The sequence below is a fragment of the Caballeronia sp. LZ032 genome (assembly GCF_031451315.1).
Lineage (GTDB): Bacteria > Pseudomonadota > Gammaproteobacteria > Burkholderiales > Burkholderiaceae > Caballeronia.
In genome coordinates this window covers 1,451,324-1,470,349 of sequence record NZ_JARUXP010000001.1, presented here as the reverse complement: position 1 = coordinate 1,470,349, position 19,026 = coordinate 1,451,324, and the positions used below count along the sequence as shown (strand labels likewise).

Annotated in this window: 16 protein-coding genes; 4 read left to right on the top strand and 12 right to left on the bottom strand. The window is 63.9% G+C overall.

Translation table 11 applies throughout. The features are described 5' to 3' along the window. The first annotated feature begins 100 nt into the window (after positions 1-100). Positions 101-1,153, top strand: a complete 1,053-nt coding sequence (locus tag QCE69_RS06880) for an AI-2E family transporter (protein WP_309916097.1) — start codon at positions 101-103, stop codon at positions 1,151-1,153. Between the two features lie 7 nt (positions 1,154-1,160). Here QCE69_RS06880 and QCE69_RS06875 read toward each other — a convergent pair whose 3' ends face one another. The 12 genes from QCE69_RS06875 to QCE69_RS06820 all read right to left on the bottom strand — a co-directional run bounded on the left by QCE69_RS06875 (position 1,161) and on the right by QCE69_RS06820 (position 16,578). Next, on the bottom strand, positions 1,161-1,517 hold the full coding sequence (locus QCE69_RS06875) for a lysozyme inhibitor LprI family protein (protein WP_309916094.1): 357 nt from the start codon (positions 1,515-1,517) through the stop codon (positions 1,161-1,163). A gap of 158 nt (positions 1,518-1,675) precedes the next feature. Continuing rightward, entirely contained in the window at positions 1,676-3,199 is a 1,524-nt protein-coding gene (locus tag QCE69_RS06870; protein ID WP_309916091.1) for a SpoVR family protein, read from the bottom strand. Positions 3,200-3,335: 136 nt separating this feature from the next. Beyond that, positions 3,336-4,601 carry a YeaH/YhbH family protein gene (locus tag QCE69_RS06865; protein ID WP_309808276.1) on the bottom strand — a complete coding sequence of 422 codons (1,266 nt, stop codon included), beginning with the start codon at positions 4,599-4,601 and terminating at the stop codon, positions 3,336-3,338. 235 nt (positions 4,602-4,836) lie between these two features. After that, complete coding sequence (locus tag QCE69_RS06860) at positions 4,837-6,759, bottom strand: PrkA family serine protein kinase (protein ID WP_309808274.1); 1,923 nt, start codon at positions 6,757-6,759, stop codon at positions 4,837-4,839. Positions 6,760-7,158: 399 nt separating this feature from the next. Beyond that, a complete protein-coding gene (locus tag QCE69_RS06855) occupies positions 7,159-7,920 on the bottom strand; it encodes a fumarylacetoacetate hydrolase family protein (protein ID WP_309930034.1) in 762 nt (253 codons plus the stop codon). Positions 7,921-8,037: 117 nt separating this feature from the next. Then, complete coding sequence (locus QCE69_RS06850) at positions 8,038-9,735, bottom strand: methyl-accepting chemotaxis protein (protein ID WP_309930033.1); 1,698 nt, start codon at positions 9,733-9,735, stop codon at positions 8,038-8,040. Positions 9,736-9,954: 219 nt separating this feature from the next. After that, the gene (gene rbsK, locus QCE69_RS06845; RefSeq protein ID WP_409021198.1) at positions 9,955-10,905 is read right to left on the bottom strand and encodes a ribokinase; all 951 of its coding nucleotides are present in this window, start codon (positions 10,903-10,905) and stop codon (positions 9,955-9,957) included. 35 nt (positions 10,906-10,940) lie between these two features. Then, the gene (locus QCE69_RS06840; protein ID WP_309901097.1) at positions 10,941-11,963 is read right to left on the bottom strand and encodes a LacI family DNA-binding transcriptional regulator; all 1,023 of its coding nucleotides are present in this window, start codon (positions 11,961-11,963) and stop codon (positions 10,941-10,943) included. A 274-nt stretch (positions 11,964-12,237) separates the two neighbouring features. Continuing rightward, entirely contained in the window at positions 12,238-13,227 is a 990-nt protein-coding gene (locus tag QCE69_RS06835; protein WP_309808271.1) for an ABC transporter permease, read from the bottom strand. Beyond that, a complete protein-coding gene (locus QCE69_RS06830; protein WP_309919696.1) occupies positions 13,228-14,820 on the bottom strand; it encodes a sugar ABC transporter ATP-binding protein in 1,593 nt (530 codons plus the stop codon). A 229-nt stretch (positions 14,821-15,049) separates the two neighbouring features. Then, positions 15,050-16,012: a sugar ABC transporter substrate-binding protein gene (locus QCE69_RS06825; RefSeq protein WP_309916082.1), complete on the bottom strand. Its 963-nt coding sequence runs from the start codon at positions 16,010-16,012 to the stop codon at positions 15,050-15,052. Between the two features lie 284 nt (positions 16,013-16,296). Next, positions 16,297-16,578, bottom strand: a complete 282-nt coding sequence (locus tag QCE69_RS06820) for a hypothetical protein (RefSeq protein ID WP_309930027.1) — start codon at positions 16,576-16,578, stop codon at positions 16,297-16,299. 290 nt (positions 16,579-16,868) lie between these two features. Here QCE69_RS06820 and QCE69_RS06815 point away from each other — a divergent pair, with 290 nt between their 5' ends. The 3 genes from QCE69_RS06815 (at position 16,869) to QCE69_RS06805 (ending at position 18,905) form a co-directional block, all read left to right on the top strand. Then, positions 16,869-17,174 (top strand): PsiF family protein, encoded by a 306-nt coding sequence (locus tag QCE69_RS06815; protein WP_309930025.1) that lies wholly within the window; start codon positions 16,869-16,871, stop codon positions 17,172-17,174. 234 nt (positions 17,175-17,408) lie between these two features. Next, entirely contained in the window at positions 17,409-17,915 is a 507-nt protein-coding gene (locus QCE69_RS06810) for a hypothetical protein (protein ID WP_309931587.1), read from the top strand. Positions 17,916-18,314: 399 nt separating this feature from the next. Beyond that, positions 18,315-18,905 (top strand): YSC84-related protein, encoded by a 591-nt coding sequence (locus QCE69_RS06805; RefSeq protein ID WP_309811509.1) that lies wholly within the window; start codon positions 18,315-18,317, stop codon positions 18,903-18,905. Positions 18,906-19,026: the final 121 nt, after the last annotated feature.

The window sequence follows — 19,026 nt, the reverse complement described above, 5'->3', positions numbered from 1 at the left end:
GCAACCAGAAGCAAACCAGCCGCAACGCAGTGTGGCCCGTTTCTTGCTTACCGCATGCCTTTTGGCACAATCGCCCTGCCCTTCGGTCACACGCTCGCGAATGAACAATCACACGACTCACCAGAACTTCTTCCACATCCTGCTGTTCTTCGTCACGGTGGCGCTCGCCTGGGTGTTGTTGCCGTTTTTCGGCGCCATTTTCTGGGGGGCGATTCTCGCGATCCTGTTCCAGCCCATGCAGCGCTATCTCGCCGCCCGCTTCGGCAAGCGGCGCAACCTCGCCGCGCTCACGACGCTCGCCGCCGCCATTCTGATCGTGATCATTCCACTGGCGGTCGTGATGGTGACGCTGGTGCAGGAAATCGCGCTGGTCTATGGGCGCATCAAGAGCGGCGATCTCAATTTCGGGCTGTACTTCCAGCATGTGCTGCATGCACTGCCGGTGTCGGCGCAGCAACTGCTCGGGCGCTTCGGGCTGGACGATATCGTCGGCGTGCAGCGCAAGCTCATGGAAGGCGCGACCCAGATCAGCCAGTTCGCGGCGGCACAGGCGCTGTCGATCGGGCAGAACACGTTCCAGTTCGTCGTGAGCTTCGGCGTGATGCTGTACCTGGTGTTCTTCCTGCTGCGCGACGGCGGTGAGATCGCCCGGCGCATCCGTCGCGCCATTCCGCTCGATGCCGAGCCGAAGCAGCATCTGATCGCCAAGTTCACAACGGTTGTGCGCGCGACCGTGAAAGGCAATATCGCCGTGGCGGCGGTGCAGGGTTTGCTGGGTGGGCTGATCTTCTGGATCCTGGGCATCAGCGGCTCGCTGCTGTGGGGCGTGCTGATGGCGTTTCTCTCGCTGTTGCCGGCGGTCGGCGCGGCAATCGTGTGGGCGCCGGCGGCGATTTATTTCTTCATGACCGGACAGGTCGTCAAGGGATTGATCCTCGTGGTGTTCTGCGTCGTCGTGATCGGGCTCGTGGACAACGTGCTGCGGCCGATCCTGGTCGGCAAGGACACCAAGATGCCCGACTGGGTCGTGCTCATTTCCACGCTGGGCGGGATGGCGTTGTTCGGGATCAATGGCTTTGTCATCGGGCCGCTGGTCGCGGCGCTGTTCATGGCCGCCTGGGATCTGTTCTCGCAGGATGAGGCGGGGGCGTAGGCACCGATTAGCTCAGCGGCAGTCGGGAGATTGTGTGGCGAAGGTCATCGGCGCGTGCGGTGTTGAGGGACGCCACGCATGACAGTTGCCCGATGTCGTGAGCGTTGCCGGCTGCGCCGCCGCTGAGGGACGCGATCAGCCCGCATTGTGCCGTGCGATATTGCCTGAAGGCGCGGTTTGCCCGCGCGAGATTCTCCTGAGCGGTTCGAATGTAGCGATCGTCTTCATCCCATCGCGACAGAGCCCGGGCAGCATCACGCTCGGCGTTGGCCAGCTTCGACTCGCTTTCAGCGGCCTTGGCGGTGAGGCAGTCCTGCTTGCGGCAAGTTGAGTTCTCACACTGAACCGGATCGTCTTGAATCATCCCGGGCCGATATGCGCAGATTGTCGCTGCGGTGGCTGGCTGTGTTTATCCGTTTTTTCCGAATTTCACTGAAAAGAGGTTTTCCGCAACTCCCAAATAAAAAACCGGCCTTACCCAAGTAAGGCCGGCTGTCATCGAGATCGTGCCACCACCCTTTCTCAGCGCCCCTCCGGCGCCACATACCGGCACTCGAACCGCTTCCTCACCGTCCCGTTCTCATCGACGCTTTCCAGATACACGTCGAATTGCCACAAGCGCGCCATGTGCTTGAGCACTTCGTCGCTGTCGTTGGACAGATGGCGGTTATCGGTCATGAAATGCCGCAGCGTCAGACTCCGGTCGCCGCGCGTATTCACCGAATACACCTGGATGTTCGGCTCGCGGTGGTGAATGTCGTACTGCCTCGACAGCGCCTGCCGCACATAACGATAGCCGCTGCCATCGTGAATGGCGGACACTTCGAGCGCATCGCGCATGTCGTCATCGAGAATCGCGAACAGACGCATTTCGCGAATCAGATGCGGCGACAGATACTGCGCGATAAAGCTCTCGTCCTTGAAATTGCGCATCGCGTAGTGCAGCGATTCCAGCCAGTCGCTGCCGGCCAGTTCCGGGAACCACTCGCGGTCTTCGTCGGTGGGGTTTTCGCAGATGCGGCGAATGTCGCTCATCATCGAAAAACCCAGTGCGTACGGATTGATGCCGCTGTAATAAGGCTTCGTCACCGGCGGCTGATACACCACGTTCGAATGCGAATGCAGGAACTCCATCATGAAGCCGTCCTCGAGACGGCCTTCGTTGTAGAGCGTGTTGAGCAGCGTGTAGTGCCAGAACGTCGCCCAGCCCTCGTTCATGACCTGCGTCTGCCGCTGCGGATAAAAATACTGCCCCACCTTGCGAACGATGCGGATCACTTCCCGCTCCCACGGCTCCAGCAGCGGTGCGTTTTTCTCCGCGAAGTAGAGCAGGTTTTCCTGCGGCTCGGGCGGATAACGGCTCTCGCTTTCCTCGGCGGTCGGTTCTTTACCTTTCGGCAGCGTGCGCCAGAGTTCGTTGACCTGCGATTGCAAATACGCCTCGCGCTCGCGCCGCATCGCGGCTTCCTTCGCCAGCGAAAGCTTCTGCGGACGCTTGTAGCGGTCCACGCCGTAGTTCATCAGCGCATGACATGAATCCAGCAGTTCTTCCACCCGGTCCAGCCCGAAACGTTCCTCGCATTCCGCGATGTAATTCTTCGCGTACACGAGGTAGTCGATGATTGCGTGCGCGTCCGTCCACAGACGGAACAGGTAATTGCCCTTGAAGAAGGAGTTGTGCCCGTAGGCGGCATGCGCGATCACGAGCGCCTGCATCGTCATGGTGTTTTCTTCCATGAGATACGCGATGCAGGGATTCGAATTGATGACGATTTCGTACGCGAGGCCCATCTGCCCGCGCCGATAGCCTTTCTCGGTCGAGAGAAAGTGCTTGCCGAACGACCAGTGCCGATAGTTCACCGGCATGCCGACGGACGCATACGCGTCCATCATCTGCTCGGAGCTGATGATTTCCAGCTGGATGGGATAAGTGTCGAGCCCGTAGCGATTGGCGACGCGGGAGATTTCGGCGTCGTATTCCTCGATCAGCTCGACGCTCCAGTCAGACGGGCACGGCAGCGGCCGCCGTTTCTCTGCAACATTCATCCTGCTTTCCTCGTGCGTCGCCGCGGACGCGTTGCGTTGCCAGGCGCTGGGTCCGGCCGGAAAACGACACGATCGCAACACGATCGTCCGTGCCTTCCCGCCGAACCGCGCGACTCGATTCGCGTGCTGCCGCGGCTTACGCCGCGGCCTGCTGCTTCTCGAACAGTTCGCGGAACACCGGGTAGATATCCGCGGCCGAGTCCACCTTCTTCATGGCCAGTTCGGGCGCTCCGAGCGCGAGCTGGGCATATTCCAGCCAGAGATTCTGCTCCTCTGGCGCAACTTGAATATAGGCAAAATACCGTACCTTCGGCAGGATGTCTTCGGCCAGCAGCTTGCGGCACTTCGGCGAGTCGTCGGTCCAGTTGTCGCCGTCGGAGGCCTGCGCCCCGTAGATGTTCCATTCGGACGGCGAATAGCGTTCGTCCATGATCTTCTTCATGAGTTCGAGCGCACTCGACACCACGGTGCCGCCGCTTTCGGTGGAATGGAAGAAGGTGTCTTCGTCCACCTCCTCGGCGCGCGTATGGTGCCGGATGAACACGACCTCGATCTTCTCGTAGTTCCGCTGCAGGAACAGATACAGCAGGATGAAGAAGCGCTTCGACAGGTCCTTGCGCTGCTCGTCCATCGAGCCGGACACGTCCATCAGGCAGAACATGACGGCCTTGCTCGACGGCGTCGGCTGCTTCACGCGGTTGATGTAGCGCAGATCGAAGGGATCGATGAACGGAATGCGCGTGATCCGGCCCTGCAGGATCACGATCTCCGCTTCGAGCCGCGCGATCTCTTCCTTGTCGCCCTTCTCTTCCTTCAGTTGCTCCAGCTGGCGCTCCATCTCGCGCAACTGCGCCGAGAGCGGAAAGCCGAGCGCGATGCGACGGCCCAGCGCGCTGCGCAGCGAGCGCACCACGTCGATGTTGTTCGGCGTGCCTTCCGCCGCCCAGCCCGCGCGCACGTTTTTCCAGGTGGGCACGGCGAGCAACTGGGTCTTGACGAGGCGCGGCAGTTCGAGATCGTCGAAGAAGTACTGCATGAACTCTTCGCGCGAGAGCTCGAAAACGAAGTCGTCCTGCCCTTCGCCCTCGTTGCTGGCGCTCTTGCCGCCGCCGCCCGCGCCGCCCGGCGGACGGGGAATCTTGTCGCCGCGAATGTAGTCGGCGTTGCCCGGATGGACGTACTCGCGCTTGCCGCCCGGTCCATGACGGAACGACGGCTCGGAGATGTCCTTCTTGGGAATGGTGATGCTCTGGGTGCTTTGAATGTCTTTGATACTGCGATCGCGCACCGCGTCGGATACCGCGCGGCGAATGTAACTCTTGACGCGTCGCAGAAAGCGCTCGCGATTGGCGATGCTCTTGTTCTTGCCGGCTAACCTGCGGTCGATGATTTGGTGCAGCACATCCAGTCTCCCGCGTAATGGGCGAGATGGCGAGGCGCTGCGTGAGCCTTCCAACGGTCGCAGCGTCTCTGACTCGCAAACTGTCCACTGAGCGGCCGGCGCAAGCTTCACGCCCGTACGGCCAGTGACATCATAACTCCCGCGCTGCGCGGGACCGGAAGCGGACGCAGGCGCCCGTTCCGGCCAATCGGCGCGCCCCCGTCCACCTGACTGGCGCGCGCCTTCCTGCCTTACATCATGACGACTTGCGCACGCGCAGATACCAGTCGCACAAGAGGCGCACCTGCTTCGGCGTGTAACCCTTGGCGACCATGCGATTGACGAAGTCCTCGTGCTTGCGCTGCTCTTCGGCCGAGCCTTTCGCATTGAACGAGATGACCGGCAGCAGTTCCTCCGTGTTGGAGAACATCTTCTTCTCGATCACGACGCGCAGTTTCTCGTAGCTGATCCACGCGGGATTCTTGCCGCCATTCGCCGCACGCGCGCGCAGGACGAAGTTCACGATTTCGTTGCGGAAGTCCTTCGGGTTGCTGATGCCCGCCGGCTTTTCGATCTTCTCCAGTTCGGCATTCAGCGCCGCGCGGTCGAAGCTCTCGCCGGTGTCGTGATCGCGGAACTCCTGGTCCTGGATCCAGAAGTCGGCATAGGTCACATAGCGGTCGAAGATGTTCTGTCCATACTCCGAATACGATTCGAGATAAGCAGTCTGAATCTCCTTGCCGATGAACTCGGCGTAGCGTGACGCCAGCACGTCCTTGATGAACGACAGGTACTTCTGCTCCGTTTCCGGCGGGAACTGCTCGCGTTCGATCTGCTGCTCCAGCACGTACATCAGGTGCACCGGATTGGCCGCGACCTCGGACGAATCGAAGTTGAAGACGCGCGACAGGATCTTGAACGCGAACCGGGTGGAGACGCCGGTCATGCCTTCGTCGACGCCCGCATAGTCGCGATACTCCTGATACGACTTCGCCTTCGGATCCGTGTCCTTCAGATTCTCGCCGTCATAGACCTGCATCTTCGAGAACAGGCTCGAATTCTCCGGCTCGTGCAGACGCGTGAGCACGGCCATCTGCGACATCATCTTGAGCGTGCCCGGTGCGCAGACCGCCTCGGCGAGGGACGAATTGCGCAGCAGCTTCTCGTAGATCTTGATCTCTTCGCCGTAGCGCAGGCAGTACGGCACCTTGACGACGAAGATCCGGTCGAGCAGTGCTTCGTTGTTCTTGTTGTTGCGGAACGCCTTCCACTCCGACTCGTTCGAGTGAGCGAGGATGACGCCGTCGAACGGGATCGCACCGAAGCCTTCCGTGCCCTTGAAGTTGCCTTCCTGGGTGGCGGTCAGCAGCGGGTGCAGCACCTTGATCGGCGCCTTGAACATTTCGACGAATTCGAGCAGGCCCTGATTGGCGAGGCACAGGCCGCCCGAATAGCTGTATGCGTCGGCGTCGTCCTGCGAATAGGTCTCGAGCTTGCGGATATCCACCTTGCCGACGAGCGACGAGATGTCCTGATTGTTTTCATCGCCCGGCTCGGTCTTGGCGATGCCGATTTGGCGAAGGATGGACGGATAGCGGCGCACCACGCGGAACTTGCGGATGTCGCCGTTGTACTCGTGCAGGCGCTTGACGGCCCACGGCGACAGGATGCTCTTCAGGTAGCGGCGCGGGATGCCGTACTGCTCTTCGAGCACCGGGCCGTCTTCGTCGTAGTCGAACAGGCCCAGCGGCGATTCATTGACGGGCGAACCCTTGATGGAATAGAACGGGACCCGTTCCATGAGCTGCTTCAGTCGTTCGGCGATTGACGACTTGCCGCCGCCCACCGGACCCAGCAGATACAGGATCTGCTTCTTCTCTTCCAGACCCTGGGCCGCGTGCCGGAAATACGACACGACGTTCTCGATCACTTCTTCCATTCCGTAGAACTCGCGGAACGCCGGGTACACCTTGATGACCTTGTTTGCAAACACACGCGATAAACGCGGGTCGAGGCGAGTGTCGACCATTTCCGGTTCCCCGATGGCCGTCAACATGCGTTCGCCCGCTGTTGCATATGTGGCAGGATCATCTTTGCAGAGCGCGAGATATTCTTCGAGCGAGAACTCCTCCTCGCGTGTTTTTTCGAAGCGGGTCGCGAAACTGCTGTAGATATCCATGCTACCTCCTCGCCGAAGTCAGAAAGCTATGCCGTGCGCAACGCGCGTAATCGAAACGACATCGCTTGAAATCATCCTAAACCCTTTCGAATTTTTTTTCACGCACTTGCGTTGTTCATTTGCTTCGCAGAATTCCTAGCTTGGTGAGTCATTTTCGTTCACCTACAATCATCATCCCAATGTCGCGCATGTGCCTATCCTCTTGCTCGACATGCCCCCTGCCTGTTCGCTTCCCCGCGCTCTTTCGTACATCGTCACCGCGCTTCTCCGCCATCCTTTTTCAGCCGTGTCCTACGCATCTCCCATCACTTACGCAGCGTCGCTGCGCGCGGATGCAAAACCTGCAATGTTCGCGATAACCGTTCCGCTTGCAGGGTGATTGCCCGCTGTTGAAGCGCTTCATGCGAGCACCAGTTCGAGCTCGCCGATGCGGTCGATCGAGCCATGCAGCATCGCCGGTCCATCGACGCGATAGGCGCCCGTGTACGAGCCCGTCGTGATGGTCCAGAACGGCTCGACCGTCAAACCCATGCGCGAGCAATGGTTGACGAGCCAGAGCAGCAGTTCGCGCGGATCGCCCGCCGGATTGCCAAGTGCCGCGGGCGCAATCGACATGCCGTCGAGCGTGAGTTCGATGCGCGGTGCAAGAAAGTCGAAGCTGGGTGCGATGACGTCGTAAGGCTCCATTGCCGAGACCACGAGCGCGCCGTTGTTCTGCGAATCGGCGAGCTGCGCGAGCGGGTCGAGATTGGGCCACTGCGTGAAGCGGCTGTCGACGACTTCGAGCGCCACTGCGATCCCGCCGATGGCCGCCATGACTTCCTCACGCGTATAGGGTTCGCTGCGTGCCGGCAGCGAATAGGCGAAGCGAAACGCGATCTCGAGTTCGACCAGCACGCGGAAGAACGACTCGAACGGCAGCCGGGCCGGCGATGCGTGGACCAGCGCGGCATCGATGGGCGCGCCGTTGGCGAGCGCGTCCGGCGCACGCGCGCCGATCTTCCAGGCGCCGATGCGTGCTTCCGTCTCGCGCAGCATCTCGTGCTGGATGGCATAGGCGGTGGGCGCGTCGGCGGGAATGTCGGCGGGCTCCAGCACCTCGATCAGCCGATGCCGGCGGCGGGCTTCCGCAAGCTTCGCAGCGAGTGTCGATCCGGTCATGTCGGTATCCTCGTTATGGGCGGTCACGCATGCTCACCAGTGTACGGGTTACCGGTTCGACATGGCTGGCGCGTGACGCGATGTCCCGAGGCGCCGGCTCCGGCCAAGGTCGGAACGTCAGAACGTCTCCCAGTCGCCGGCCGTATCGGCCGTGATCTTTGCCTTGCGCACCGGGGCTGCCATCGGTACGGACTTCGCCGCAGGCTTCGACACGGGCGGCGTCACCATCCTGGTGCGCGGCGCGGCAAACGTCGGATGAGCAGCAAGCGGCGCGCCTTCCGCCAACTGAAAGACCGCCACGGCCTGTCGCAGGCGCGCGGCCTGATCTTCCAGCGACTGCGCCGCGGCCGCCGCTTCCTCGACGAGCGCGGCATTCTGCTGCGTCACCTCGTCCATCTGGGTAACCGCGCGCGACACCTGCTCGATCCCGCTCGACTGCTCCTGCGACGCCGCCGCGATCTCGCCCATGATGTCGGTCACGCGCTGCACCGCGCCGCTGATCTCGGCCATCGTGCGGCCGGCTTCGTCGACGAGCGCGGAGCCGGTCTCGACCCGCGCGACGGAGGTGTCGATGAGTTCCTTGATTTCCTTCGCGGCCGCCGACGAGCGCTGCGCCAGATTGCGAACCTCGCCCGCGACCACCGCGAAGCCGCGGCCTTCCTCGCCGGCGCGCGCCGCTTCGACCGCAGCGTTCAGGGCCAGGATGTTGGTCTGGAACGCGATGCCTTCGATGATCGTGATGATGTCCGCGATCTTCGACGAGCTGCCGTTGATCTCGCGCATCGTGTCGACCACCTGGGTCACGACCGCGCTGCCCTTGCCCGCGATCGCCGACGCGTTCGCCGCGAGCGCGCTTGCCTGGCGTGCGTTGTCGGCGTTCTGGCGTACCGTTCCGGTGAGCTCTTCCATGCTGGACGCGGTTTCCTGCAGCGCGGACGCCTGTTCCTCGGTGCGCGAGGACAGATCCGTATTGCCCGCCGCGATTTGCTGCGTGGCGGAGGCGATCGACTCGCTGCCCGAGCGCACGCTGCGCACCGTGTCGAGCAGGCTGGCGCGCATTCTGGCGAGCCCTTCGAGCAACTGGCCCATTTCATCGCGCGACGTCACGACGACCTCGCGCCGCAAATCGCCGGCGGCGATGGCGTCGAAATGGCCGAGCGCGGCTTCCAGCGGCCGCGCGATCGCGCGTCGCAGCGATACCCACGCGAACCCGGCCGCCGCGACGCCGAGCGCAAGCGCGCTCAGGCTCAGCGCGCGGAACCACAGGAAGCGGTTCTGCGCGGCTTCGTAACTCAGCTTCGAGGATTCGGTGAGGAATGCGCGCAGGGCTTCGTTGGCTGTGGCGAGTTCGTTGTAGGTGGCCTGCATCGCCTTGGCGCTGGCGATGATGGCGTCGTGATCGTTCGCCATGACGGCCGCCACGCCGCGATCGACGATGCCTTGCAGCGCCAGACGCTTGTCCTGCGCGGCGTCGGCGAGACGTTTTTCTCCCGGTGAGAGCGGCAGCGAGGTGTATTGCATCCAGTAGGCGTCGGCACGGTCGCGCATCAGGCGCGATCGTTCGACGGTGGACGCCACTTCCGGTGTGCCTGCGAGCAGCGCGGCGCGGTCGAACACGAGACGTTCGCGCGCCGCGTACATTTCCGCATTGCCGACGGCGATAGCGGCAGGCATCTGCACCGAGTAGGTGGCGAGGAACGCGCCGTTCGAGTGGCTCATGCCGATGAGCCCCAGCGCGCCGATCGCGATCAGCAAAGCGCCCAGAAACGCCATCGCGATGCCGAGGCGCGCCTTGATCGTCAAACCCTGTTTCATTGAGTGATCCCCGTGCCGCTCGAGAGCGGTTTGCCCGGCCGCTTGACGGCGGGTGCGTGCGGGGTGGCCGCTGCGCCCGGGAAGCGCGCGCGGCCGATGCGCGCCCTCTTGACCGTTCCAGACGTAAACGGCGTCAACGCGCGACCACTTGAGGAGATTGTTTCGTCAAAAAACAAAATGGCGCGTCAAACGCGCCATTTTTCAGCGGATACTGAAGAATTATGCGGAAATTTCGCTGCGATGCGGTATCGATGGCTGCGCGCCCTCGCGCGTTACCGCAATCGCCGCGGCGCGCTGACCGAAGGCGACCGCGTCGCGCACCGCTGTGCCGCGCGCCAGTTCGGCTGCAAAACCGCCGATGAAGGTATCGCCGGCGGCGGTGGTGTCGATCGCCTCGACGCGCGGCGAAGCGAGATGGACACCCGCTTCGTCCTCGCCGTCCAGCAGCGCGAGCACGCCTTCCGAACCGAGCGTCACGATCACGTTGCGCGCGCCCTTCGCCTTCAGCGTCTGGGCGGCGCGGCGCGCGTCTTCCGGCGAGTTGACCGCGACGCCCGAGAGCGTGGCGGCCTCGTGTTCGTTCGGAATCAGATAGTCGATCAGCGGAAACCAGTCGGGCGGCAGCTTGCGGGCGGCGGGCGCCGGATTGAGGATGGTCGTGCGGCCAAGACGACGGCCGGCGGCCAGCGCGGCGCGCACGGTCTCGAGCGGCGTTTCGAGCTGGCACACGATCAGGTCCGCCCCGGCAATCAGCTGCTCCTGCGCCTCGATGCTCGCCGGCGTCACGAGCGCGTTGCTGCCGGCCACGATGACGATGGCGTTCTGGCTGGCATCGTCGACGACGATCAGCGCCACGCCCGTCGATGCCTCGGCGCTCGTCGCGAGCGCGCTGCAATCGATGCCTTCCGCCTCGAGGCTCTGTTTCAGGATCGCGCCGTTCGGATCATCGCCGACGCAGCCGATCATCGCGACCTGCGCACCCAGGCGCGCCGCGGCGACCGCCTGATTGCCGCCCTTGCCGCCGGCCACCTGCGCGAACGCGTGGCCGGCGAGCGTCTCGCCGGGCTTCGGCAGACGCGGCGCGCGCGCCACGAGATCCATGTTGAGACTGCCGACCACGGTCACGCGCCCGGTCTTGTTCGTATCGCCTGCGTTGGCGCTTTCGCCCATCATGCTTCCCTGGTTGACCGGCGTGGCCGGCTGGATCAGGCCCGGACGCTGCGCGATTCCGGCACCACGGCCGTCGATTCGCGGCGCACCAGGCGCGGCGGCACCACGCGGCGGCGCGTCGTACCGGTGAGCTTGCCCGTGATGCGTTCGATCAGCGTCTGCGCGGCCATCTCGCCGAGCGCGCGGACCGATTGCCCGACCGTCGACAGCGCCGGGTACGTGTAGCGCGACAGCTCGACATCGTCGAAGCCGATGATCGAGCAGTCCGTCGGCACGTTGATGTGACGTTCGGCCGCCGCCCGCAGCGCGCCGATGCCCATCATGTCGTTGCACGCGAAGATCGCCGTCGGCTTCATGCGGTCGAACAACTGCGATGCGGCAGCATAACCGCCGGTCGCCGAAAAGTCGCTCTGCTGGATGGCGTGCGGCTCGATTTCGATGCCGCGTTCGGCCATCGCGCGGATGAAGCCGTGCAGGCGCATGGCGGACACGGCGGTCTGCACGGGCCCGGTAATGCAGCCGATTTCCGAATGCCCGAGCTGCAGCAGATGCCGGGTCGCGATATACGCGCCTTTTTCGTGATCGATCTGGACGAGGTCCGCCTGCACCCCCTCGATGTTGCGATCGACGATCACGAGCGGCTCGCGCGCGCCCGCCAGACATTGCGCCAGCACCGAATCCTCGCCCGCCGAAGCGATCACCAGGCCGTCGATGCGCTTTTCCTGCAGGACGCGCAGATAGCTGCGCTGCTTCGCGGGGTCGTCGTCGGAATTGCAGAAGAACACGCAATAGCCGTTCTTCGCGCAGCCGTCCTCGACGCCGCGCGCGAGTTCCGCGAAATACGGATTCGTCGCGTTCGGCACGAGCAGGCCGATGGTCGCCGTCGAACGCGCCTTCAGCGAGCGCGCCACCGCCGACGGCACGTAATCCAGCTCACGGATCGCCCGCTCCACCTTCGCCCGCACGTCGGCCGAAACCGGCCGTGAATTGTTCACTACGTGGGATACCGTCGTGAACGACACCCCGGCAATGGCTGCCACGTCTTTGATCGTCGCCATACATCGTCCTTCGCTTTGCTTTGGTCCAACTGCTCTCTTATTGGTCGTAAGGCGGGCGGCGCCGGCTGTTTCCAAGACTGCTTCTGCTGCCTGCGCCGCACTGCTTCCCCGCGCCCTGCCTGCTTTCCGTCACTTCGCCGGCGCCGCGTGCCTGACTACGCGCACGTTTGCTCGCGCCGGTGCTGCCGTTTCCGGCCAGGGCCGCTTCTCCACCCCGTGCGGAGCGCGCGCCGTCGCCGTCCTGCTGCCTGACTTTACCTGCCTTTGCCTTGCTTCAAACGCGCTTGCGGCGGCTGCGATAGGTGTCGAGCACCACCGCCACCACGATCACCGCGCCCGTAATGATGCGCTTGGTCGGCTCGTTCGCGCCGATTTGCGCCAGTCCCGCCGCGAGCACCGAGATGATCAACACGCCGAAAAAGGTGCTGATGACCGAGCCGCGCCCGCCCATCAGGCTCGTGCCGCCGATCACCACCGCCGCGATCACCTGCAGTTCCACACCGGCGCCCGCGTTCGGATCGGCGGCTTCCAGACGCGAGATCTGGAACAGCGCCGCCAGGCCCGACAAGGCGCCCATCAGCGCGAACACGATCACCTTGTAAGGCCGTGGATTGACGCCGGCGAGCCGCACGGCCTCTTCATTCGTGCCTATCCCTACGAGATATCGGCCAAAAACCGTCCGGGTCAAGACCAGATGCGCAATTATCATCACGGCGACCGCAATCAGGAACGCCGGCGAGATGCCGAAGGCGATCGGATTCGACAGGAAATCGAACGCATCGCCAATGTACGCCGTGCGCGAGTTCGTCATCTGATAGGCCAGTCCGCGCGCGCCTTCCAGCACGCCGAGCGACACGATGAACGACGGAATCCGCCATGCCACGGTCACGAGTCCGGTCACCGCGCCCGTCAGCGCGGCGGCCGCGAGCCCGATCAGCGCAGCCGGAATCGCCGGCCAGTGCCATTTGAGCGCGGCCACGCTGACCACCGACGCGCCCAGCGCCAGCACCGAGCCCACCGAAAGGTCGATGCTCGCGATGATCAGCACGAAGGTCATGCCCACCGACATCACGACCAGATCCGGAATCTGGTTGGCAATCGTGCTGAACGTGTCGTAGGTCAGGAAATGCGAACTCAGCACCGAAAACAGCGCGATCATCGCGGCGAGCGCACCCGCCAGACCCAGGTAATTCGACAGCCCCAGCCGCGTGCCGACGCCTTTCGTGCTCTTCGGTGCATCGGCTGGAAGGTTCGCTTCGCTCATTCAATGCTCCACGTTGTCTTCGGGCGCCTTCGCGTCGGGCGCGATCGGCTCCTGCAGCAGCGCCTCGCGCCGCGCGTAGCCGGAGAACGCCGCCGCCAGCAGCGCGTCCTGCGACCAGGTCGCGCGTTCGAACACGCCCGTCATGCGTCCCGCCGACATGACGCCGATCCGGTCGCAGATCAGCATCAGTTCGCGCAGGTCGCTCGACACCACGACCAGCGTCCGGCCTTCGCGCGTCAGCGCACCCATCAGGCCGTAGATGTCGAACTTGGCGCCAACGTCGATGCCGCGGGTCGGTTCGTCGAACAGCAGCACCGGGCAGTCGCGCGCCAGCCAGCGGCCGATCACGACCTTCTGCTGATTGCCGCCCGACAGCTCCGACACCGCCTGGGCCGGACCCGACGTGCGGATGCGCATCGCCTCGATCTGGCGTTGCGCGAGGGCCGCTTCCCGGCGCGTGTCGACCACGCCGTGACGCGCCACCGCGCCGAGATTGCCCAGTGAAACGTTCGCGGCGATGGGCAGGCTCAGCAGCAGCCCCTCGCCCTTGCGGTCCTCCGTGATCAGCGCGATGCCCGCCTTCACCGCATCCGACGGCGACTGCACGTTCACGCGCCGCAGCGGCTGCCCGGCCCGCGCCACCGACACCTGGCCCGCGTCCGCGCGATCCGCGCCGTAGATGAGGCGCATCAGTTCCGTCCGCCCCGCGCCGATCAGACCGCTCACGCCGAAAATTTCGCCGGCGCGCACTTGGAACGACACGTCGCGCACCACGGTCCCGCGCGACATGCCTTCCACTTTCAGCGCGACGTCGCCGATGCGCCGCTCGCCCAGATCGATGCGCTCGCCGATCTCGCGTCCGACCATCAGCGTGACGAGCCGGTCGCTGGTCAGCTCGGCCATCGGGCCAAGGTGCACGAGACGGCCGTCGCGCAGCACGGCGGCGCGCTCGGCAATGCGCCGCAATTCTTCCAGCCGGTGCGAGATATACACGAGCGCGACGCCGCGCGCCTTGAGCCGCTCGACCTGCTCGAACAGCAGATCGACTTCGCGCGCGGTAAGCATCGCGGTGGGTTCGTCGAGGATCAGCACGCGGCAATCGCCGATCAGATTGCGCGCGATCTCCACCATCTGCTGATGACCGATGCCCAGGCTCCCGACCAGCGTGTCCGGATCGATGGCATCGAGCCCGACCTGCGCCATCGCGTGCCGCGCGTCCTGCGCGAGCGTGCGCCGGTCGATCCAGCCGAAGCCGCCCTTGCGCGGCAAGCGGTTCAGGAACAGGTTCTCGGCAACCGACAAAGTGGGCAGCAGGTTCAGCTCCTGCATCACCATGCGCACGCCGAGCGCTTCGGCGTCGGAGCGGCTGCGCGGCGCGTAGGGCTGGCCCGCGAGGGTCATGGTGCCGGTGGTCGGATCGGTGAGTCCGCCGATGATCTTCGACAGCGTGCTCTTGCCCGCACCGTTCTCGCCGGTCAGCGCGAGCACCTCGCCCGCGTTGAGCGACAGCGAGACGTCCGCCAGCACCGGCTCGACATAGGTCTTGCCGATGCCCGTCACCGTCAGCACGTTCGCGTCGCTTGTGCCGCTCATGCCGCTTGCGTCGTTGGATGGGCTCATGACTGCTTCCAGGCTTCGCTGTGCATCTTCGCTCGACGTTCCGCGCGGTTCGCGTGTCGCTCCTCAGGCACGCCGCGCGCAGTCTGAAGGCACGTTCGCCTGACACATATCGGCACCGCGGCGGCAAACTTGAGGCCGATGTTGGATCCAACTGAACGCGAAACGGCGCTGCCGCAGCCGTTTCGCCGCCGACGAAATCGCGTCACTTCGTCACGAGATCGACGGGCGTCTCCACCACCTGCGACAGTTCCGACTGCTTCTTGTGCTCGGCGATCGCCTTCAGCGCGACGTCGATGCCGAACACCGCCTGCTTCGCCGCGTACTGGTCGGCGGTGGCGAGCACGCGGCCGTCCTTGAGCATCGGCTTGATCGCGCCGATGTTGTCGAAGCCCACCACCTGCACCTTGCCGGCCTTGCCCGCCGCGCGGATCGCGGAGACTGCGCCGATCGCCATGTTGTCGTTGTCGGCGAGCAGCGCCTTGACGTTGGGGTTCGCATTCAGGATCTGCCCGGCGACGGCATTGCCCTTGTCGATTTCCCACTCACCCGATTGCAGCGCGACGATCTTCATGCCGCCCGCGTCCATCGCGTCCTTGAAGCCGGCGCTGCGCATCTGCGAGTTCGTCGTGGTGGTCACGCCTTCGATGATCGCCACTTCATCGCCCTTCTTGAGGCGTTGCGCCAGATAGTCGCCGACCTTGCGCGCGCCCTTGCGGTTGTCCGGGCCGACGAACGGCACGTTCAGGTCCTTCGACTTGAGCACGTCGGGGTCGAGCCGGTTGTCGATGTTGACCACGATGATGCCCGCATCCGTCGCCTTCTTGATGACCGGCACGAGCGCCTTCGAATCCGCCGGCGCGACGACGATCGCGTTCACCTTGGAGACGATCATCTGCTCGATGATGCGGATCTGCGCGGCGGTGTCGGTCTCGTCCTTGATGCCGTTGGTGATGAGATCGAACTTGGCGGGGTTGTGGGCCTGATAGTCCTTCGCGCCGTTTTCCATGGTCAGGAAGAACTCGTTGGCGAGCGACTTCATGACGAGCGCGACCTTCGGCTTGGCCGCCGCCTGCGCGAACGCTGAAGTGGATGCAAACGGCAGGACGGAACAGACAGCGAGCGCGACGGCAGCCGACAGGACACGCCGGCGAAGGGTTCGGTTCATGCGGATCTCCAGTGCTTTGTTCTGGTTTGTCTGGTTTGAGCGTGAAGCGGCGAACGCAGCAGCGAACGCGAGCATGACGTCATGAACCGCGCGCAGGACGTGAAAGGAGAATGTACGCACAGGCCCGATTCAACGCGCTCGGCGACGGTTGCAACGTTTGCTCGCCGTCGATTCTCGTTGCAGAGGCGCGTGAGGTCAATCGGGCTTACGTGTAGAACGTGCGTTCGCGCGCCGACGCGCCATTGCGCCGGCCTTGTGTGAAGCGTCAGGCTGGAGACCCGTCTTCAGAGATCCTTGACCGACTGGCCCTCGACCTTGTCGTCGATGATGTCGCGCGCGTAGTCGATGCCCGCGCGGGTGGCATCGATCGGGCTCTCGAACGGCTCCTGGTCCGGCACGCCGAAGATGACCGAGCGCCCGCTGTCGCCATGCGCGCTGCGCGCGATCGTCACCACGATGTCGAAGTGACGCGGGCCGTCGTCCGGTTCATCACGGTCCTTCGCGCGGCGCAACGCCTGCACCTTGATCTCGAAGCCCTTGTAATGGTCGGAAAGCGGCGTGGACATGATTCGTCTCCTGGATGAGTGCGGTCGGCACGATCATACGTCGGCTGTTTTTCAGGTGCGCCGCGATTGAACAAGATCGGACACTTTGCGACTGATTGCCTTTGCTGCGCTTGATGAAAGTCATCTGCAAGGTGGCAAGCCGCATGCCCGTCGGTTCGCCGCGCGCGTCTCCTGATTTCACCTTATGCCATACACGGTTCAAATTCGGTTTGCCATAATGCGCGGGCTGGACACCGTGTCAGAGAACGAGTCGTCGAAGAATAACCGTCAATCAGATCAGGGAGCATCTCATGACTATTCGAACCACCGCCGTCGCCGCCGTCCTTGCCGCGCTGAGCCTTGCCTTCGGCGCCAACGCGGCCTTCGCTGCGAACAGCCAGCAGACCAAGATGGGCGACTGCAACAAGCAGGCAGGCGACAAGAAAGGCGACGACCGCAAGGCCTTCATGAAGAGCTGTCTGTCCGCCGCGCCCGCCGCCGCTTCCGCGCCGATGACGCAGCAGCAGAAGATGACCGCGTGCAACCAGCAGGCGTCCGGCAAGAAAGGCGACGACCGCAAGACGTTCATGAAGAGCTGTCTCAGCAACAAGGGCTGATCAGGACAACACCGTCCACCGAGCCGCGCTTCCCGCGCGGCCATTTCGCTTCCCGCCGGCGCCTCACCTATTTACGCTCGATACGCGCCGTTATTGCACTGCACCCAAGCTCGTGATTCGCACCGTCGTCTTTTTCTCATAAGATGGCGCGAGGCGGCCCCCTCACCCATACAAGCAGAAGCCATCGGCCGCCGCCGTTTCGAGCGGAGCGCAAGCCCCGCATGGAGGCTTTGGATGGCATGGAGACACAAGAACCGCTGGTTCCGGCGCTGGCTCGTGGCAATCACGTTCTGGTTCGTGCCGGTGCTGATCGTCGCGGTCAATGAAGTGCACGAAGAGATGGCCTACAACAGCGTCGATCTTCAAAAGGCCCTCTCCACCTGGGAACTGACCGACGCGCAGCGCGCGGCCGGCGCCGCGGCCCGCTGCCACGGCGCGCCCGACGAGGCGCGCGCGGCCGGCTGTCCCGCCGACATCCTCGCCGCCAATGCCGGCAAGCACCAGGAAGCGCTCGATGAGTACGCGCATCGCAAGGCCACGCTGGCCGACTATCTCTGGCATGCTTTCGTCGGCTACTGGATCGTTCCGGCAGCCTTTCTTCTTGTCCTCGGAGTGCTGATTGGCGGCATCAGGCGCGCGTTGCGGCGGCCGCCGAGCGCGTCGGCAAAACCTTCGGACACTTCCCCGGCAGCGCCAGCAAGCGTTGCTTCCACAAAAGTAAAAACGACGACTACTTCCTGAATACAGGTCGGGTACGGTCGTTGCTACTGCTTGATGCGGTCTTGTCGCACCATCGCGCGGCGGCATCGCGAAATTAATGCTCGCTTGCAAGGCATCATTCGGGCGAAAGCTCCGCCTTGCATTCCGCTGGTCGAAACATCGTCCAGCGCGAGCTTACAGTCGCGATACGACGGGCGATGTGCGTGATTTGCGACGCTGGAACGGGGACAGGAAAGCGAATTCGGAGCGAGCAAGGCCTTCGGGAAAGCTTTAACCCAATTTTGCAAAACCTGAAAACCCGCGTCCGACAAGGTTTCGGCCTGTGCACGGAGAACCGTGCCGGTTTGCGGCCGTGCTATAACTTGTGTGCTTCACCCTCCCGCTCTATGGGGTTTCCACATTTCACGATGGAGAACAATGATGCAAAGACGAAACTTCATGCTCAAGTCCACCGCTGTTCTGGCGCTGGGAGGCCTTGCGCTTGCCGGCTGCACGACCAACACCAACTCGGGCGCTGAACAGTCCGCAGGCGCGGCGGACGCGCGCCGCTCCATCGACTCCGATGTCGATGCCACCATCCAGCGCCTGTATGCCACCGTCGGCGGCTCGCGTGAGCTGGTTGCGAAGGCGCGCGGCGTTCTCGTGTTCCCGCAAGTCCTGCAGGCAGGTTTCATCGTCGGCGCCCAGTACGGCAAGGGTGCGCTGCGCGTGGGCGGCAGCAGCGTCGGCTACTACAGCACGACGTCCGGCTCGTTCGGCCTGCAGGCCGGCGCGCAGTCGAAGGCGCTGATCTTCCTGTTCATGACGCAGGATGCGCTCGACAAATTCCGCAACTCGGACGGCTGGTCGGCAGGCGCGGACGCCTCCGTCGCACTCGTGAAGATGGGCGCGAACGGCGTGATCGACACCACCACGGCCACCAAGCCGGTCGAAGCCATCGTGCTGACGAACGCCGGCCTGATGGCAGACGTGTCGCTGCAAGGCACGAAGATCTCGCGCCTCAAGTTCTGATCCCCTTCCATCGCGGCCCGTCGCTTGGGCCGCATGGCAAAACCGCCGTGGGGGGGGACGAGCGGGGGGGGCCACACCGCGGGTTTGTAGGGCGCCGTAGAAAAGTATCAACGGGGGGTGG

Bases quoted from the DNA above. Each gene is read 5' to 3' on its own strand.
- QCE69_RS06880 (WP_309916097.1), top strand. From the start codon at position 101: ATGAACAATCACACGACTCACCAGAACTTCTTCCACATCCTGCTGTTC.
- QCE69_RS06875 (WP_309916094.1), bottom strand. From the start codon at position 1,517: ATGATTCAAGACGATCCGGTTCAGTGTGAGAACTCAACTTGCCGCAAG.
- QCE69_RS06870 (WP_309916091.1), bottom strand. From the start codon at position 3,199: ATGAATGTTGCAGAGAAACGGCGGCCGCTGCCGTGCCCGTCTGACTGG.
- QCE69_RS06860 (WP_309808274.1), bottom strand. From the start codon at position 6,759: ATGGATATCTACAGCAGTTTCGCGACCCGCTTCGAAAAAACACGCGAG.
- QCE69_RS06855 (WP_309930034.1), bottom strand. From the start codon at position 7,920: ATGACCGGATCGACACTCGCTGCGAAGCTTGCGGAAGCCCGCCGCCGG.
- QCE69_RS06850 (WP_309930033.1), bottom strand. From the start codon at position 9,735: ATGAAACAGGGTTTGACGATCAAGGCGCGCCTCGGCATCGCGATGGCG.
- rbsK (WP_409021198.1), bottom strand. From the start codon at position 10,905: ATGGGCGAAAGCGCCAACGCAGGCGATACGAACAAGACCGGGCGCGTG.
- QCE69_RS06840 (WP_309901097.1), bottom strand. From the start codon at position 11,963: ATGGCGACGATCAAAGACGTGGCAGCCATTGCCGGGGTGTCGTTCACG.
- QCE69_RS06835 (WP_309808271.1), bottom strand. From the start codon at position 13,227: ATGAGCGAAGCGAACCTTCCAGCCGATGCACCGAAGAGCACGAAAGGC.
- QCE69_RS06830 (WP_309919696.1), bottom strand. From the start codon at position 14,820: ATGAGCGGCACAAGCGACGCGAACGTGCTGACGGTGACGGGCATCGGC.
- QCE69_RS06825 (WP_309916082.1), bottom strand. From the start codon at position 16,012: ATGAACCGAACCCTTCGCCGGCGTGTCCTGTCGGCTGCCGTCGCGCTC.
- QCE69_RS06820 (WP_309930027.1), bottom strand. From the start codon at position 16,578: ATGTCCACGCCGCTTTCCGACCATTACAAGGGCTTCGAGATCAAGGTG.
- QCE69_RS06815 (WP_309930025.1), top strand. From the start codon at position 16,869: ATGACTATTCGAACCACCGCCGTCGCCGCCGTCCTTGCCGCGCTGAGC.
- QCE69_RS06810 (WP_309931587.1), top strand. From the start codon at position 17,409: ATGGCATGGAGACACAAGAACCGCTGGTTCCGGCGCTGGCTCGTGGCA.
- QCE69_RS06805 (WP_309811509.1), top strand. From the start codon at position 18,315: ATGCAAAGACGAAACTTCATGCTCAAGTCCACCGCTGTTCTGGCGCTG.